The organism is Stenotrophomonas sp. 62841_Sma (assembly GCF_056482945.1).
Genome location: NZ_CM151224.1, coordinates 3,670,136 through 3,687,412, shown reverse-complemented (window position 1 = coordinate 3,687,412; position 17,277 = coordinate 3,670,136). Strand labels below are relative to the sequence as shown.

Below are 17,277 nucleotides of genomic sequence, written 5' to 3'. Positions count from 1 at the left end.
GGGTTCCTCCTTGTGGAATCGTTGGCCTTCACAATAAACCGGTCGTGATGACTGGTCGCTTTCAAAGTTTTGAACGAACCGATTGATGAACTCTATCGATAAAAATCCATCACCCCGCCTGCGCCAACAGCGCGCCGCCATCGACGGCGCCATGAGCCGCGACCGGGGCCGTTTGCTGGGGATGCTCTCGCGTTGCCAGGCCAAGCCACAGGATGCGGCACTGGCCGCCACTTTCGAGCAGGCCTTGCAGGCGTCGGTGCAGCGCCGGATGACACGGGCGCAGCAGCAGCCGTCCATTACTCTGGACCCGCAGCTGCCGATTGCGCGTGAAGCCGACGCCATCATCGGGCTGATCCGCGACCACCAGGTCGTGGTGATCGCTGGTGAAACCGGCTCGGGCAAGACCACCCAGCTGCCGAAACTGTGCCTGGCCGCAGGCCGTGGCCAGGCCGGCATGATCGGCTGCACCCAGCCGCGACGGATTGCCGCACGTGCGGTGGCCAGCCGCGTGGCGCAGGAACTGCAGAGCGAACTGGGCCAGCTGGTCGGCTACCAGGTGCGCTTCAACGACAAGGTCAGCGAAGACAGCCGCATCAAGTTCATGACCGACGGCATCCTGCTGGCGGAAATTGCCAGTGACCGCTGGTTGTCGAACTACGACACGATCATCGTCGACGAGGCGCACGAACGCAGCCTCAACATCGACTTCCTGCTGGGCTACCTGAAGCAGCTGCTGCGCAAGCGCCCGGACCTGAAGCTGATCGTCACTTCGGCCACCATCGACACCGAACGCTTCGCCCAGCATTTCGACAATGCGCCGGTGATCAGCGTTGAAGGCCGCACCTACCCGGTGGAAGTGCGCTACCGCGCGCTGGAAGGCGAGGGCGAAGACCAGGGCGAACGTACCGTCAACGACGCCATCGTGTCGGCCATCGACGAAATCACCCGCCTGGATGCGCGCGGCGACGTGCTGATCTTCCTGCCGGGCGAACGCGAGATCCGCGATGCGCACCAGTCGCTGGAACGCCGCAAGTACCGCAATACCGAGGTGCTGCCGCTGTACGCGCGCCTGTCCAACCAGGACCAGGACCGGGTGTTCAACCCCGGACCGAACCGGCGCATCGTGCTGGCCACCAACGTGGCGGAAACCTCGCTGACGGTGCCGCGCATCCGCTACGTGGTCGATCCGGGCTTTGCCCGCGTCAAGCGCTACAGCCCGCGCAACAAGCTGGACCGCCTGCACATCGAGCCGATCTCGCAGGCCAGCGCCAACCAGCGCAAGGGCCGCTGCGGCCGTATCGCCGAGGGCATCTGCTACCGCCTGTATGCCGAGGCCGATTTCCAGGCGCGGCCCGAGTTCACCGATCCGGAAATCCGCCGCTCCAGCCTGGCCGGGGTGATCCTGCGCATGCTGCAGCTGGGCCTGGGCCGCATCGAAGAGTTCCCGTTCCTGGAAGCGCCGGATGAGCGCGCGGTGGCCGACGGCTGGCAGCAACTGACCGAACTGGGCGCGATCGACGCCGAGCGGCGCATGACCACCATCGGCAAGCAGATGGCACGCCTGCCGGTGGACGTGAAGCTGGCGCGCATGCTGGTGGCCGCGCAGGCTGCCGGCTGCCTGCGGCCGATGCTGGTGATCGCCTCGTTCCTGGGCATCCAGGACCCGCGCGAGCGCCCGCCCGAAGCGCGTGGCGCGGCCGACAGCGCGCATGCGCAGTTCGCCGATGGGCGGTCCGAATTCGTCGGCGTGCTGCGCCTGTGGGATGCCTATCGGCAGGCCCACGAAGACCTGACCCAGTCCAAGCTGCGTGACTGGTGCGGCCGCCACTTCCTTGGCTTCCTGCGCATGCGCGAGTGGCGCGAGCTGCATCGCCAACTGCGCCTGCTGTGCGAGGAACTGGGCTGGAAGGAAGAAGCCAACGAGGCCTCGATGGCACCGCTGCTGGCCGGCAGCAGCGCACCGGCCCCGGCGCGTGATGATGCCGCCGCAGTGAAAGCCACCCGAGGCCAGCTGCACCGTGCCGCGCGCCTGGCCCGCGAAGGCAAGGCCGAGGCCGTACCGGCGCCGGTAGCCGTGCGTGCGCAGAAGGAACAGGCGCCGGTGGGCGGCGGTTTCAGCGAGCGCGTGCGTGCCGCTGCGTACCAGACCCTGCATCGCGCGCTGGTGGCGGGCCTGCCGACGCAGATCGGCCACCGCACCGAGAAGGGAGATTTCCAGGCGCCACGCCAGCGCCGCTTCCTGCCGTTCCCGGGTTCGGCGCTGTCCAAGCGGCCGCCGCCGTGGCTGCTGGTGGCCAACCTGCTGGATACGCAGAAGGTGTGGGGCATGACCCTGGCGGCGATCGAGCCGGACTGGGTGATCGCCGAACTGCCGCACCTGCTGCTGCGCAAGCACTTCGATCCGCACTGGTCGCGCGCGCAGGGCCAGGTGCTGGCCTCCGAGCAGATCAGCCTGTTCGGCCTGGTGCTGGCGCCGAAGAAGCCGGTGCACTACGGTCGCATCGCGCCGGGCGAAGCGCACGACATCTTCGTGCGCCAGGCGCTGGTGACCGGCGAGATCAACACCCGCGCCAGCTTCGTGGCGGACAACCAGAAAGTGCTGGAGGTCGCCCGCGAAGAAGAAGCCAAGCTGCGCCGCGCCGGCATTGTCGCCGACGAGGACTGGCAGGCGCGCTGGTACCTGGACCGGGTGCCGCCGCAGATCCATTCGGCCGCGGGGCTGGATACCTGGTGGAAGGGGCTGGCGCCGGAACAGCGCAAGACCCTGCACTGGTCGCTGGTCGATCTGTTGCCGGGTGAGGGCAGCGAACAGGAGCGCTATCCGAAGTACCTGCCGCTGGGCCAGGCGCGCCTGCCACTGCATTACCGCTTCGAACCGGGTGCCGACGACGATGGCGTGACCCTGGACGTACCGCTGCACCTGCTCAACGCACTGGACCCGGTGCAACTGGGCTGGCTGGCGCCGGGTTTCGTCGCCGACAAGGCCTCGGCACTGATCCGCAGCCTGCCCAAGGCGATGCGCCGCAACTACGTGCCGGCACCGGACTTCGGCCGCGCGTTCTACGAGGCGTTCCCGCAGCCGAGTGCCGATGCCATTACCGGCGAACTGGCGCGCTTCCTGTCACGTGCGACCGGCGCAACGGTGACCGCGCTCGATTTCGAGCCTGGTTCGATCGAACCGCACCTGCACATGAACCTGCGGCTGCGCGACGAGCAGGGCAAGGTGCTGGCGACCTCGCGCGATCTGGATACGCTGCGCGCGAAGTTCGGTGGGCGTGCCGGCGATGCGTTCGCTGCACGCGCTGGGCGCGAGATGGCCGCCGATGGCCTGCGCACGTTCCCGGCCACGCCGATTCCGCTGCAGGTACCCGGTGAAGCAGGCGTGCCGGCCTATCCGGCGCTGCTGGACGAGGGCGACAGCGTGGCGCTGCGCATCTTCGCCGATCGCCAGCAGGCGCTGGAGGCCCATCCGCTGGGCGTGCGCCGTCTGCTGGAGATTGCCCTGGCCGAGAAGGTGAAGCAGGCACGCAAGCAGCTGCCGGTCGGTGCCAAGACCGGCCTGTTGTATGCGGCGATCGAGTCGCAGGAGCGCCTGCGTGGTGACCTGGTCGATGCGGCGATGAACGCGGTGCTGGCCGAGGGGCTGGAAGACATCCGCGATGCGGCAGCCTTCGAGCAGCGTCGTGAGCACGCGGCCAAGGCGCTGTTCGGCGAGGCCATGTCGCGGCTGAAGCTGGCCGAAACCATCCTGGCCCTGGTGGCGGAACTGAAGCCGATGCTGGAAGCACCGTTGATGGGCTGGGCGCGCGGCAATCTGGACGACATGGAAGCGCAGCTGGTCGGCCTGATCCATCCCGGCTTCCTGCGCGACACGCCGGCCGACGCGCTGGCACAGTACCCGCGCTATCTGAAGGCGATGATCCTGCGCACCGAGCGCGCCAAGCGTGATCCGCCACGTGACCAGGCACGCATGCTGGAACTGCATCCGTTCCTGGAAGCGCTGGCAGCGGGGGAGCAGCAGGGACTGCGCGAGCGCCCGCAATGGCAGGCCCTGCGCTGGGATCTGGAAGAGCTGCGGGTGTCACTGTTCGCGCAGGAGCTGGGTGCGCGCACCGGCATCTCGGCGAAGAAGCTGGCGCAGCGGGTGACCGCATTGCGCCAGGCGTGACGTCGTTGCTGCAGAGCCGAGCCCACGCTCGGCTCTGCAGCAACGTCACGGCGTTACTTGGTTCGGCGCACCTTCGGCTGGGTGTTCACGCCGTCGACCTTCAGGTACCACACGCCCATCACACCGGGCTTGATGCTGACGGCGGGGGACTGCTTGCGCACACCGGCCAGGGTGCTTGCATCGGTCTGCTCCCATTCCTGGCCGTTGTCCAGCACGTAGACGCGGCCCTTGCCGAAGCCGCGGAACTCGCCCTGCAGCACGCCGGTGATCGGCTCGCTGCTGCCGAAATCGAAGAAGCCGCGATTCTTCACGATCACTTCCTGACGGCCTTCCTCGCGCGCCGTTTCCCGTACGGCCGCAACCGCCTGGGTGGTGGCCGCTTCGACCTTGCCCTGCAGCCAGCGGTTCAGCGTGGCCAGTTCCTGCGCGTTGAGCTTGTCCAGGCCGGCCGCCTTGAACTCGGCCGGTGACATCTGCTGCTGCAGGTCACCCTCCACCACGCGCTGGGCCAGCGCAGGCGCCGACAGGGACAGCAACAGTGCGGCACAGGCCAGCAGCCGTAGGCGGAAACGCGGGACGATCGAGGACATGTCGGGACTCTCCTGGGTTTGCCCGCGAGTGTAGCGGCATGTCTTCATGCCGGGTGATGGTGGCCGCGGTGATTGTCCCTGAACGGCGCCGGCGCTAGTGTAGGGGCCTCTGTCTTACCTGCTCGATGCTGTGAACCGCGCTTCCGTCCCCGGCCTGGATGCCTTGTTGAACCGCCCCTCGGCAGCCGTGCTGCCTGCTCCGCTGCGCCAGGCCCTGCGCGGGCACTGGGAAGCGCAGGACTGCGACCATCAGATGCGCGCCAGCTGGTCGGTGCTGGGCGACACCCTCGACGCACTGGCGATGCTCTCGGCCGACGAAGGCGCGGTGGTCGCGGCCCTGCTGTTCGATCTGCCCGGCCTGCGCGCCAGCCTGGAGCAACTGCCGCTGGGCAACCACAAGGCCGCAGTGGTCGGCCTGCTGGATGGCCAGGATGCGGCCGATCCGGTGTGGGCGCTGCACGCCGGCCGCGAGGCCGGGCGCAACAGCGAAGGCCTGCGCCGCCTGCTGCTGGCGATCATCCGTGACCTGCGCGTGGTGCCCATCCTGCTGGCGCGGCAGCTGGCGCGCATGCGCGCGGCCGACAAGCTGGACGACGAGCAACGCCGCGCGCTGGCGCAGCTGACCCGCGACATCCATGCGCCGTTGGCCAACCGCCTGGGCATCTGGCAGCTGAAGTGGGAGCTGGAGGACCTGGCGTTCCGCCACCTGGAACCGGAGACCTACCGGCGCATTGCGCGGGAGGTGGACGAAACCCGCATCGCCCGCGAGCGTTACGTCGAGAACGTCAAGAAGGTGCTGTCGCGCGAACTGGTCGCGCAGGGCATCAAGGCCGAGGTCAGTGGCCGCCCGAAGCACATCTACAGCATCTGGCGGAAGATGCAGAAGAAGCGGCTGGCGTTCGACCAGCTGTACGACATCCGTGCGGTGCGCGTCATGGTCGACGATGTCGCCGCCTGCTACGCCGCGCTGGGCGTGGTGCATGCACTGTGGGCGCCGGTGCCCAGCGAGTTCGACGACTACATCGCCCGGCCCAAGGCCAACGACTATCGCTCGCTGCATACCGCCGTGGTCGGCCCGGAAGGGCGCACCATCGAAGTGCAGATCCGTACCCACGAGATGCATTCGCAGGCCGAGCTGGGCGTGGCCGCGCACTGGAAGTACAAGGAAGGCGGCAAGGGCGCGGAGAAGTCCTTCGACCGCAAGATCACCTGGATGCGCCAGCTGCTGGAGCAGGCGCAGGACGGGCAGGGCAATGAACTGGCCGGGGCACTCGATGCCGAGCTGACCGAGGACCGGGTCTATGCACTGAGCCCGAAGGACGAGGTGCTGGACCTGCCGCAGGGCGCCACGCCGCTCGATTTCGCCTACCAGGTGCACACGATGGTGGGCCATCGCTGCCGTGGTGCGAAGGTCAATGGCCGTATCGTGCCGCTGACCTACCGCCTGCGCAGCGGCGACCGCGTCGAGATCCTGACCGGCAAGGAGGCCGATCCGCGCCGCGACTGGCTGATGCCGGCCAACGGCTTCCTGGCCAGCAACCGCTCGCGCGAAAAAGTACGCAGCTGGTTCCACAAGCTGGACCGCGCGCGCAACGTGCAGGCCGGGCGCGAACTGCTCGAGCGCGAGCTGAAGCGTCTGGGCCTGCAGCATTCTGATCTGGCGGTGGCGGCGAAGAAGTTCCATGCCGACAGCGTTGACGACCTCTACATCCAGGTGGCGCTGGGTGACACCGGCCCGAACCAGGTCAGTCGTACCCTGCTGGAAGCCGAACGTGCAGCGAGCCAGCCGACGCCTGCGCCAGCCCTGCCGCGGCCGACCGCGCGCCGCGAGAACCTGGGCAAGTCCAAGTTCACCGTGCAGGGCGTGGGCAACCTGCTGGTGCAGCTGGCGCGTTGCTGCCAGCCAGTGGCCGGTGAACCGATCGTCGGCTACCTGACCCGTAGCCGGGGTGTCACCGTGCATCGTGCAGACTGTGCCGCGCTGGCCCGGCTGGCAGCCACCAGCCCGCAGCGCATCCTGCCGGTGGAGTGGGGCCAGGCCGGTGGCGGCTACGAAGTGGACGTGGTGGTCACTGCGGTCGACCGCCGCTGGCTGCTGAAGGACATCACCAACCTGATCGCCCAGGAAGACGCCTACGTGCTCGACATCCACAGTGACAACGTGCGCAACAGTGGCCGTGCCCACCTGCGCCTGCGCCTGAAGGTGAGCGACTACGGCCAGCTGTCGACCCTGCTGGGCAAGCTGGATGCGCTGCCCGGCGTGAGCGAGGCGCGTCGCCTCGGCTGAGCTTCACGCTGCCCCGGCTACCCTGCACGCATGGAACGCGAGCCTCCGCATCGCCCGCATGGCGCTGAACATCCTGCGCTGGACCGCGTCCGCCGCGAAGGCCGTTGGTGGTGGCTGCAGGCACGTCACGCGCGCCGGGTGTGGCGCTGGGCGCTGGTCGCGGCGCTGGCGGTGTTCGTGCTGCTGGTGCTGCTGCGCAAGCCGCTGGCCGACTGGTTCTGGGATGAGCCTCAGATTGAACAGTTGCTGGCCGAAGGCGATCGCGCACTGGCGGCTGGGCGGCTGAGTGCCGCCGATGGCAGTGGTGCGCGTGAGCGCTACCAGGCCGTGCTGGCGCTGGATGGTGATCGTCCGCAGGCCCGTGAGGGGCTGGCCCGTACCGGCGCCGCGGCCCTGCAGCAGGCCAGCGAAAAACTGCAGGCCAACGACCTCGAAGGCAGCGCGCAGGCGCTGGCACTGGCCCGGGAACTGCAGGTGCCGCAGGGCGATGCGGATGCCGTGGCACGCCAGCTGCAGGCCCGGCGCAGCGCAGGCGCCGGCATCGGTGCACTGCTGGCGCAGGCGCGCAACGCCTTTGCAGCGGGCCGGCTGGACGACGGTGACAGCAGCGCGCTGCCCCTGTTCCAGGGCATCCTGGTACTGCAGCCGGACAATCTGCCGGCGCTGGAAGGTCGCGAGGACGCACTGAGCGATCTGCTGCAGCAGGCCCGCATCCTGGCCGGGCGCGGCGAGCTGGCCGAGGCAGCCGCGATACTGCAGCGTGCGCGCCAGTTCGATGCCGGCCACGCCGATCTGCCCGCCAGCCAGGAAGCATTGGCACAGGCCGTCGACCAGCGCCTGCGCCAGGCCCAGCGCGCCTTGCAGCGTCGGCAGCTGGAATCGGCAGCGAAGGGATTCCTCGCCGTGCTGGCAGTGGCGGTTGATGATTCCAGTGCCCAGCGCGGCCGCGAACAGACCTTGCAGGCGGTGCTGGCACGCAGCCAGAAGCAGGCCGACGATTTCCAGTTCGAAGCGGCGCAGGCCGATGCCGCACTGGCAGCGGAACTGGGTGCTTCGCCGGCCGCGCAACAGCAGCTCGCGCAACGCCTGCAGCGCGCCCAACAGGCGCAGAAGGCGCTGCAGCAGCCGGCGGTCAGCAACACGCAGCGCGAGCGCCAACTGCGCGACCACCTGCGCAGGATCGAGCGCGCCGAACGTGCCGGGCAATGGATCAGCCCCCCCGGGCACAGTGCGTTCGACGCGTTGCGCGAAGCGCAGTCACTGGCGCCACGCGATGCACGGGTGAAGGCTGCCGCAGCGCGGCTGCTGCCTGCCAGTCGCCGCTGCTTCGACGACAACCTGCGGCAGAATCGCGTGCAGGCCGCAGGTGCCTGCCTGCAGGCGTGGCAGACCCTGTCGCCGACCGCGGTTGGACTTCCCTCGGCACGCCTGCGCCTGGCCCAGCGCTGGCTGGCGATCGGCAGCGAACGGCTCGGCAATGGAGACCTGGCGTTTGCCGCACACGCCGCCGAACAGGCACGGTTGCTGCAACCGGACCTGGCCGAGCTGCCGGCGTTCGAAGACCGCCTGCGCCGCGCCGGCGGTCGCCCGGATTAGGTGAAGAACACCCGCTGCACGGTCGCGCGGGCAGCGTCGAGGGAGAAGTGCTCTGCGATGTTGGCCAGGCCGGCGTCGGACAACTGCTGCCACAGCTGCGGATCCTGGTACAGGCGGACCACCGCATCGGCGAAGCCCGCCGCATCATCCGCCACCAGCACGTCCTGGCCCGGGTGCAGGTGCATTCCTTCCACGGCGCAGGTGGTACCTACCACCGGCTGGCCATGGGCCATGCTCAGGTTGATCTTGCCCTTCACGCCGGCGCCGAAACGCAGCGGCGCGATGGAAATGCGTGCGCCGTCCATGTAGGGCGTGATGTCCTCGACGAAACCGTGCATCTGCACGCCGGGTTGGCGTGCGGCCAATGCCAGCAGCGATTCCGGTGTGGCGGCACCGATGCAGTGCAGGCGTACCTCGGGCAGGCGGGCGCGGATGCCGGCAAAGACTTCGCCGATGAACCACTCCATGGCATCCAGGTTCGGCGGATGGCGGAAGCCGCCGACAAACACCAGATCATGGCGCTGTTCGAACGGTTTGCCGGCGCCGGCGACGTCGTGCAGGTTGGAGATCAGCTCCACCTGCACGGAAGGGGCGTCGGCCTGCAGCTGCTCGCGCTCGGCGGCACTGACCAGCACGGTGACGTCGCACTGCTCCATCACCGCCAGCTCGCTGGCGCGGGTGCGCTCGGCGGCGCGCAGCAACCCGGCATCACCGGCGACTTCGGCACCACGACGTTCGCGCAGGTAGTGCAGGTCCACGGTGTCGAACACGGTGCGGGCCTGCGGCGCATAGCGCTTCAGCAGCGGCAGGCACTCGTGGGCGACATGGTGGCGGACCAGCAGCGCCACGTGGAAACGCGCACCGTGCGTTCGCAGCCAGCTGGCGACGCCATCGAGGAACGGCGCATACCAGACTTCCACGCCCATCCGCTGCAGTGCTTCGGTGGCGGCACCGCCATGTTCGCGGCGGGTGGGAACAAACACCACATGAGCGCCGCCCTGCAGCAGCAGGCGGATCAGGTTCACCTGGCGCAGTGACGCCGAATCGCGATCCGGCTGGGGTACTTCCTCGTCCAGGATCAACACCTGGCGTCGGCCACGCAGCAGCAGCACGGGTGACGGCACTTCGCCCACCGCCGGATGGCGGGCCAGCTCGGTGGCCCAGCGGGCGGCGAAGATGGCCTGGTTGCGCACCTGGTAGGCCTTCACCCCGCTGCCGGTATCGGTGCCGTTGCTGGTGCCTTCATCGTGGATCACCCGGCTGGCTGGTTGCACCAGCACACGCAGGCCCTGGGCGCGAACGCGGAAGGCCAGGTCGGTGTCCTCGTAGTACGCCGGCTTGTAACGGGTATCGAAGCCGCCCAGCTGCTGCCAGAGGGCGCGCGGCAGCATCAGCGCCGCGCCGGAGCAGTAGTCGACGTCGCGCAGGCTGGCAAAGCGTGGGTCGTCCGCCGCCTCGAAACGGCCGTAGCTCCAGCCGCTGCCGTTAGCGAAGATCACCCCCCCTGATTCCTGCAGGCGGCCATCCGGGTACAGCAGCTGGCTGCCGACCAGACCGGCGTCGGGTGTGCTGGCGAACGTGTCCAGCAGGGCATCCAGCCAGCCCGGCTGTGGCACCGTATCGTTGTTGAGCAGCACCACATAGCGGCCGCGTGCGCGCGACACGCCATCGTTGCAGGCCTCGATGAAGCCGCCGTTGTACTCGCGCACTTCATAGCGCAGTCCGGCGACCTGCGGCATCCATTGCAAGGTGGCGTCGCTGCTGCCGTCATCCACGACCAGGATCTCGCACGCCGCCAGCGGCGGATGTGCCGCCAGGGCGCGCAGGCAGGCCAGGGTATGGCCGACGTGGTTGTAGACCGGGATGACGATACTCACTTCCGGCGTTTCGCTGAACGGCACCGTGAAGGGGGCGAAATCCTGTGCCGGCGGCAGGAACAGCGGCGTTCGCGGCGCAGGAACGGCGCGCTGGGTATGCACGCGGATGCGCTGCCAGGTCGCCCGCCACCCACGGGTACGCAGGCTGGCCAGGCTCCGGCGGGCCAGGCCCGTGAGGCGGTTGATCAGGTATCGGATCTCGGCCAGGGACATCGCCATCCGGTTGCAACTCCAGCTTAAGCAGGGGAACCCGGGAGAATTCGCCAGCCGCAGCGGCTGGGGTAGACTCGCCAGACCCTACATTCTCGCATTCCCGTGCCCCGACGCTACGATTCCGACGACATCGACGATTTCGACGACGACGACCAGCAGGACAACGGCCCGCTGTGGCGGCGCCGGCTGATCACCTGGAGCATGGCTGCGGTCGCGTTGGGATTGGGTTTCCTCATTCCCTATACGCTGTACCTGAACCAGCAGGTGACCCAGCGTTTCGGCGAGCTGCGCTGGCAGATCCCGACGCGCGTCTACGCGCGCCCGCTGGTGCTCACCCCCGGCAAGGCGATGGATGCGTCCACGCTGAAGACCGAGCTGGCCGCCTCCGCCTACCGCGATGACGGCCAGGGCAAGGAGCCGGCCACCTATGCGGTGAACGGCGGGCGCTTCGTCATCTCCAGCCGCGGCTACAACGACGTCGATGGCCGGGTTGCCCCGCGCCGGCTCGAGTTGTCACTGGCCGATGGTGCGGTCGCCTCGCTGCGCGACGCCGACAACCGCAAGGCCTTGAAGGCCGCGCGGTTGGACCCGGCCCGCATCGCCACCCTGTACGGCCAGAAGCAGGAAGAACGCCGCCTGATCCGCATGGACGAGGCGCCGGACCTGCTGGTGACCGGCCTGCAGGCGGTGGAGGACAAGGACTTCAACCGCCACCACGGCATCGACCTGTCCGGCATCGCGCGCGCGGTGTGGGTAACCATCCGCTCCGGTGGCCAGAGCCGCCAGGGCGCCTCTACGCTGACCCAGCAGCTGGCCCGCAGCGGCCTGCTCGGCATCGGCAAGGAGCAGACGGTTACCCGCAAATTCAACGAAGTGCTCTACGCGCTGATCATGGAAGCGCGCTACGACAAGCGCACCATCTTCGAGGCCTACCTCAACCAGGTGTACCTGGGCCAGCGTGGCAGCCAGGCCATCCATGGCATGTCCTCTGGCGCCGAGTTCTGGTTCGGTCGCGACCTGCAGTCGCTGGAGACCGAGCAGATCGCGCTGCTGATCGGCCTGGTCAAGGGCCCGTCCTTCTACGACCCGCGGCGCAATCCGGAACGCGCGCTGGATCGCCGCAACTTCGTGCTGGGCAAACTGCACGAAGCCACGCTGATCGATGACGCCGAGTACCAGCGTGCGTTGAAGGCCCCGCTGGGCGTGCCCAAGACGCCGGGCCTGGTTGCCGCCAACCGCTTCCCCGCCTATGTCGATCTGGTCCGCCGCCAATTGGGGCACGACTATCCGGAATCTGCCCTGCAGGGCGCCGGCCTGAGCGTGATGACCGGTATGTCGCCGTCCGCGCAGGCCTATGCCGAAGGCGCGGTGACCCGCACCATCAAGTCGCTGGAGAGCAAGCGTCGCCCCGAACTGCAGGCCGGCATGGTGCTGACCGACGTGCACAACGGTGACGTGCTGGCGGTGATCGGCAGCCGTGAAGTGTCCGAGGTCGGCTTCAACCGTGCGATCGAAGCACAGCGCCCGGTCGGCTCGTTGCTGAAGCCGTTCGTGTACCTGCTCGCGTTGGCGCAGCCGGACCGCTACTCGCTGGCCAGCTGGGTCGACGATTCACCGGTGACCGTCCAGCTCGGCCGCGGCCGCAACTGGAACCCGGGCAACGCGGACAACCGCAGCCACGGCACCGTGCGCCTGATCGACGCGCTGGCGCATTCCTACAACCAGGCCACGGTGCGCGTGGGCATGCAGGTCGGTCCCGAGCGCGTGACCCAGCTCATCCACGTGCTGGCCGGCATCAAGGCCGAGGCGAATCCGGCGGTGATTCTCGGTTCGACCGACCAGAGCCCGTACGCGATGGCCCAGCTGTACCAGTTCCTCGCGTCCGGTGGCGAAATCCAGCCGCTGCATGCGGTGCGTGGCGTGCTCGATCCGCAGGGCAAGCTGCTCAAGCGTTACGACAAGACCCCGGCACCGGCCCAGGAAGGCGACTCGATTGCCGCCAACCTGATCAGTGTCGGCCTGCAGCAGGTGGTTGCCAGCGGCACCGCGCAGCGGCTCAACGCCGATGGCCTCGGCCGCCTGCAGCCGGCCGGCAAGACCGGTACCACCAACGATGGCCGCGACAGCTGGTACGCCGGTTACACCGGCGATCATCTGGCGGTGATCTGGATCGGCAACGACCAGAACGAGCAGGCCGGCCTGTACGGTGCCACCGGCGCGATGCGGGTCTGGTCGGGCATCTTCCAGCGCCTGCCGAGTGCGCCACTGCGGGTCAGCAACAAGGGCCTGGACTGGCAGTCGGTGGCGCCGACCGGACTCAACAGCACGGATGAAGGCTGCCCGGGCGCGCGTCGTTTCCCGTTCGTGGTGGGCTATTCACCGGCCTATGCACCGTGTGCGCCGGCGGTGTCGCCGGACGGGCAGGGTGCCGAAGGCGAGGGCGGTGGCTGGCGTAGCTGGTTCGGCCTGGACCGCAAGCCTGAGCCGCCTGCTGAACCTGCCGCGGCGCCCGCCGCCGCCACTCCTCCCCCGAGCCGATGATGCCGATGAACATGCGATCCCTGCTGCAGCCCCTGGCCCTGACCGGCCTCAGCCTGGCCCTGGCCGCCTGCGTCAGCAGCGCACCGCCGGTGGCCAAGCCGCCGGTTGATACCACCACGCCGGCACAGCGCCTGGCTGCGGTGGATGCGGCCGCAGGTCCGGACGACAAGGAGCTGTCGGTGCAGCCGCTGCGTGATTCGCAGGTGGAAGACCTGCGGGTGACCGCACAGACGCAGCGCCAGGCCAACGACCTGGCCGGTGCCGCCAGCAGCCTGGACCATGCGCTGGAAATCGTGGCCGGTGACCCGGCGGTGTTGCAGGAGCGTGCCGAGCTGGCGCTGCTGCAGGGCCAATGGGCACAGGCGGAGACGTTCGCGCGCAAGGCGGTGGATCTGGGCTCGAAGACCGGGCCGCTGTGCCGCCGGCACTGGGCGACGATCGAGCAGTCGCGTCTGGCGCGCGGCGAGAAGGAGAACGCGGTGTCCGCGCATGCGCAGCTGGAAGGCTGCACCGTGCCGGGGATCAAGCGGTACTGAGGTATTCCACTCCATCGGGCGCTGCCCCCTCTGTGGCGCGCGCGCACTGATGGATGCGGGTGATGGGCCGGGTGGGTGGGGCGTGCAGGACACGCCGTAAACCCATCCCTGGGGGCTCGATGGCGCCATCCATGGCGCCAACGGTCCTGCACGCCCCACCCACCCGGCCCGCTATACATCGCGCGGGCCGCAGGCAAGAACAAAATCAAAATCAAAAGCGGGTCGCGCGCTGCGCGCGCTCGCGGTAATTCGTCCTCTTTTCCCGTTCCCTCAACCGCTTTTGACATCCCAGTCGAGCAAGCTCGACTCTACGAAGCGCGTGCCTCCGTCACCGGGGCACTGTCGAAGGTGGGGGACTGTGGGTTTGCGGGGTGTCCGCGGCATGGATGCCGCGGCCAAGCCCCCAGGGACGGGTTTACGGCGTCCCCGCAAACCCACAGTCCCCTGCCAGCCCTCGGTGCAACCCAGAGCCATGACCGCCGTTGCCGTTGCTGGTGCTCTGGCTCCGGCTTGAAACGGGTGCCGGGCAGCGCCCGGCCGGGTATCCTTTCCCTCTGATGTCCGACCTTGTCCATGCCAGCCGCGAAGCCCTCAGCGACGGCGGCGCGCTCGCCTCTCACCTGGATGCATTCGTCCCGCGTCCGGCACAGCTGCACCTGACCGAAGCCATCGCCGATGCGCTGCAGCAGCGTGATCTGCTGCTGGCCGAGGCCGGTACCGGCACCGGCAAGACGTTTGCCTATCTGGTGCCGGTGCTGCTGTCCGGGCTGCGTACCATCATCTCCACAGGCACCCGCGCGCTGCAGGACCAGCTCTACCATCGCGATCTGCCGCGCGTGCGCCAGGCGCTCGGGGTCGGCCTGCGCAGTGCGCTGCTGAAGGGGCGTGCGAATTACCTGTGCCGCTACCGCCTGCAGCAGGCGCGTGGAGAGCCGCGTTTTTCCAGCCCCGAACAGGCAGCGCAGTTCCAGCGCATCCTGGCCTGGTCCGGTCGCTCGGAGTTCGGTGACATCGCCGAGCTCGACGGGCTGGCCGACGACTCCCCATTGCTGCCGATGGTCACCTCCACCGTCGACAACTGCCTGGGCACCGATTGCCCGTTCTGGGATGACTGCTTCGTGGTGCGCGCGCGGCAACGCGCGCAGGCCGCCGACGTGGTGGTGGTCAACCATCACCTGCTGCTGGCCGATCTGGCGCTGAAGCAGGACGGCTTCGGTGAGCTGTTGCCCGGTGCACAGGCCTTCGTCATCGACGAGGCGCATCAACTGCCCGAATTGGCCGCGCAGTTTTTCGGCGAAGGCTTCGGCATGCGCCCGTGGCAGGAGCTGGGACGCGACTGCCTGGCTGAAGCACGCGGTGTGGGCGGCGCGCAGTCGGCGCTGCAGGAACCGGTCGACCAGTTGCAGCAGGCGCTGCTGGCGCTGCGTTCGGCGATGGAGGGACTGCCGCCGCGTGGCACGCAATGGCGCGCGCTGGCGATGCCACAGGTGCGCGACGGATTCGATACGGTGATGGCAGGGTTGGTGACCCTGGAGCAGGCATTGCAGCCGCTGCGCGAAGCGGCGGCGGGTCTGGATGCCTGTCATGCGCGGGCGCGCGAGGCGGTCTCGCGGCTCAGCCGCTGGTTGGGCGATGACGAGCCCACTCTCGACTTCGATACCGATCCGGCGGACACAGCCAGCGCGGCTGATGTGCTCTGGTACGAGCTCACGCCACGTGGTTTCCGCTGCCAGCGCACGCCGATGGATGTATCCGGCCCGTTGCGCGAGCATCGTGAGCGTAGTCGCGCGGCATGGATCTTCACCTCGGCGACGCTGACCGTGGGCGGTGGTTTCGACCACATCGCCACGCGCCTGGGCCTGGATGATCCGCACACGCTGGTGCAGCCAAGCCCGTTCAATTGGCCCGAGCAGGCGCTGTGCTACCTGCCCGAAGGCCTGCCCGATCCGGCGGCGCGCGGGTTTGGCACCGCGCTGATCCAGACCTTGCGGCCGGTGTTGCAGGCCTCGCAGGGCAGGGCCTTCCTGTTGTTCGCCTCGCACCGTGCATTGCGTGAGGCCGCCGAGGCATTGCGCGACGGGCCATGGCCGCTGTTTGTGCAGGGCGAGGCACCGCGCGCGACGCTGCTGCAGCGCTTCCGTGAATCCGGCAATGGCGTGCTGCTCGGCTCGGCCAGTTTCCGCGAGGGCGTGGATGTGGTCGGCGAAGCGCTGAGCGTGGTGATGATCGACAAGCTGCCGTTCGCGGCGCCGGACGATCCGGTGTACGAGGCGCGGCTGGAGGCGATCCGCAGCCAGGGCGGCAATCCGTTCCGCGACGAGCAGTTGCCGCAGGCGGTGATCGCATTGAAGCAGGGTGTCGGCCGCCTGATCCGCAGCGAGAGCGACCGTGGCGTGCTGGTACTGTGCGACCCGCGCCTGCTCAACCGGGGCTATGGCCGGGTCTTCCTCGATTCGCTGCCGCCGTTCCGGCGTACTCGCAGCCTGGCCGATGTGCAGGCCTTCTTTACGCCACAATGGGCGCCCGTGTCCGATGATGCGGCTGCCCCAGTCGCTGTTGCGACCGGCCCTGAGCCGGCGCCCGGTGCCACGTTCCCCCTGTTCTGACCCGATCCGATGAAACTGCTCGCCTTTGAAACCGCCACCGAAGCCTGTTCCGTTGCCCTGCATGTCGATGGGCAGGTGCTGGAACGCTTCGAGATTGCCCCGCGCCGGCACGCCGAACTGAGCCTGCCGTGGGCGGAGGCGCTGCTGGCCGAAGCCGGCATCAGCCGCCGCCAGCTGGACGGCATCGCGCTCAGCCGTGGCCCCGGTGCGTTCACCGGCGTGCGTCTGGCGATCGCCATTGCGCAGGGTATCGCGCTGGCCCTGGACCGCCCGCTGCTGCCGGTCTCGACGCTGCAGGTACTGGCGCTGCGGGCACCGACGGAAGAAACGCAGATCCTGTCAGCGATCGATGCGCGGATGGGCGAACTCTACGTTGCCCGCTTCGAGCGCGTGGACGGCCTGCCGGTGGCGCGTGATGCCGAGCGCGTATGCGCACCCGCTGCGGTATCGCTACCGGAAGGGCTGTCCGCCTACGGCGTCGGTACCGGGTTTGGTGCGGCCGAGGGTGCGCTTGTTACGCAGTTGGGCGCTGGCCTGCGCGGCGTTGATGCCACTGCGTTGCCGCGGGCGTCGGACGTGCTGGCACTGGCGGTGCCGGCCTTCGCGCGCGGCGAAGCCATCGCACCGGAGAAGGTCGAGCCGGCGTACCTGCGTGACAACGTGGCACTGACCCTGGTCGAGCAACAGGCCGCGCGCGAGGCGAAGGCGAAGGCCAACGGCTGAGCCCCTCGTGGCGGGGTTGGTTGATCGCGTAAATCAAAAGCCGCGCTTGGCCGGGCGGGGTGGGTTCGCGGGGGACGCCGTGAACCCGTCCCTGGGGGCTTAGCCGCGCCATCCATGGCGCGGATACCCCCGCGAACCCA

At 68.7% G+C, this 17,277-nt stretch carries 9 protein-coding genes; 7 read left to right on the top strand and 2 right to left on the bottom strand.

Translation table 11 applies throughout. The annotated features are described in order from the left end of the window. Positions 1–85 precede the first annotated feature (85 nt). On the top strand, positions 86–4,168 hold the full coding sequence (gene hrpA, locus ACZK5G_RS17310; protein ID WP_478464198.1) for an ATP-dependent RNA helicase HrpA: 4,083 nt from the start codon (positions 86–88) through the stop codon (positions 4,166–4,168). Positions 4,169–4,221: 53 nt separating this feature from the next. Here hrpA and ACZK5G_RS17305 read toward each other — a convergent pair whose 3' ends face one another. Beyond that, complete coding sequence (locus ACZK5G_RS17305) at positions 4,222–4,758, bottom strand: hypothetical protein (protein WP_032130197.1); 537 nt, start codon at positions 4,756–4,758, stop codon at positions 4,222–4,224. 130 nt (positions 4,759–4,888) lie between these two features. Between ACZK5G_RS17305 and ACZK5G_RS17300 the strand changes: the two genes are divergently transcribed. Further along, entirely contained in the window at positions 4,889–7,045 is a 2,157-nt protein-coding gene (locus tag ACZK5G_RS17300; protein WP_071229588.1) for a RelA/SpoT family protein, read from the top strand. Positions 7,046–7,075: 30 nt separating this feature from the next. Then, positions 7,076–8,641, top strand: a complete 1,566-nt coding sequence (locus tag ACZK5G_RS17295) for a tetratricopeptide repeat protein (RefSeq protein WP_478464197.1) — start codon at positions 7,076–7,078, stop codon at positions 8,639–8,641. Here ACZK5G_RS17295 and ACZK5G_RS17290 read toward each other — a convergent pair. Next, positions 8,638–10,737, bottom strand: a complete 2,100-nt coding sequence (locus ACZK5G_RS17290) for a glycosyltransferase (RefSeq protein WP_478464195.1) — start codon at positions 10,735–10,737, stop codon at positions 8,638–8,640. The genes ACZK5G_RS17295 and ACZK5G_RS17290 overlap by 4 nt on opposite strands. Before the next feature lie 96 nt (positions 10,738–10,833). Here ACZK5G_RS17290 and mrcB point away from each other — a divergent pair, with 96 nt between their 5' ends. From mrcB to tsaB, 4 genes are all read left to right on the top strand, one after another. Further along, a complete protein-coding gene (mrcB, locus tag ACZK5G_RS17285; protein ID WP_049462627.1) occupies positions 10,834–13,272 on the top strand; it encodes a penicillin-binding protein 1B in 2,439 nt (812 codons plus the stop codon). Next, positions 13,269–13,808, top strand: coding sequence for a hypothetical protein (locus tag ACZK5G_RS17280; protein WP_080355139.1), 540 nt, complete (start codon positions 13,269–13,271; stop codon positions 13,806–13,808). Before mrcB ends, ACZK5G_RS17280 begins: the two co-directional genes overlap by 4 nt. Before the next feature lie 557 nt (positions 13,809–14,365). Continuing rightward, positions 14,366–16,414 carry a DNA repair helicase YoaA gene (locus tag ACZK5G_RS17275; RefSeq protein ID WP_164081507.1) on the top strand — a complete coding sequence of 683 codons (2,049 nt, stop codon included), beginning with the start codon at positions 14,366–14,368 and terminating at the stop codon, positions 16,412–16,414. Positions 16,415–16,423: 9 nt separating this feature from the next. Beyond that, positions 16,424–17,137, top strand: a complete 714-nt coding sequence (gene tsaB, locus ACZK5G_RS17270; protein WP_134950714.1) for a tRNA (adenosine(37)-N6)-threonylcarbamoyltransferase complex dimerization subunit type 1 TsaB — start codon at positions 16,424–16,426, stop codon at positions 17,135–17,137. Positions 17,138–17,277: the final 140 nt, after the last annotated feature.

Coding starts and splice junctions, on each gene's coding strand:
- hrpA (WP_478464198.1), top strand. CDS start 86: ATGAACTCTATCGATAAAAATCCATCACCCCGCCTGCGCCAACAGCGC.
- ACZK5G_RS17305 (WP_032130197.1), bottom strand. CDS start 4,758: ATGTCCTCGATCGTCCCGCGTTTCCGCCTACGGCTGCTGGCCTGTGCC.
- ACZK5G_RS17295 (WP_478464197.1), top strand. CDS start 7,076: ATGGAACGCGAGCCTCCGCATCGCCCGCATGGCGCTGAACATCCTGCG.
- ACZK5G_RS17290 (WP_478464195.1), bottom strand. CDS start 10,737: ATGGCGATGTCCCTGGCCGAGATCCGATACCTGATCAACCGCCTCACG.
- ACZK5G_RS17280 (WP_080355139.1), top strand. CDS start 13,269: ATGATGCCGATGAACATGCGATCCCTGCTGCAGCCCCTGGCCCTGACC.
- ACZK5G_RS17275 (WP_164081507.1), top strand. CDS start 14,366: ATGTCCGACCTTGTCCATGCCAGCCGCGAAGCCCTCAGCGACGGCGGC.
- tsaB (WP_134950714.1), top strand. CDS start 16,424: ATGAAACTGCTCGCCTTTGAAACCGCCACCGAAGCCTGTTCCGTTGCC.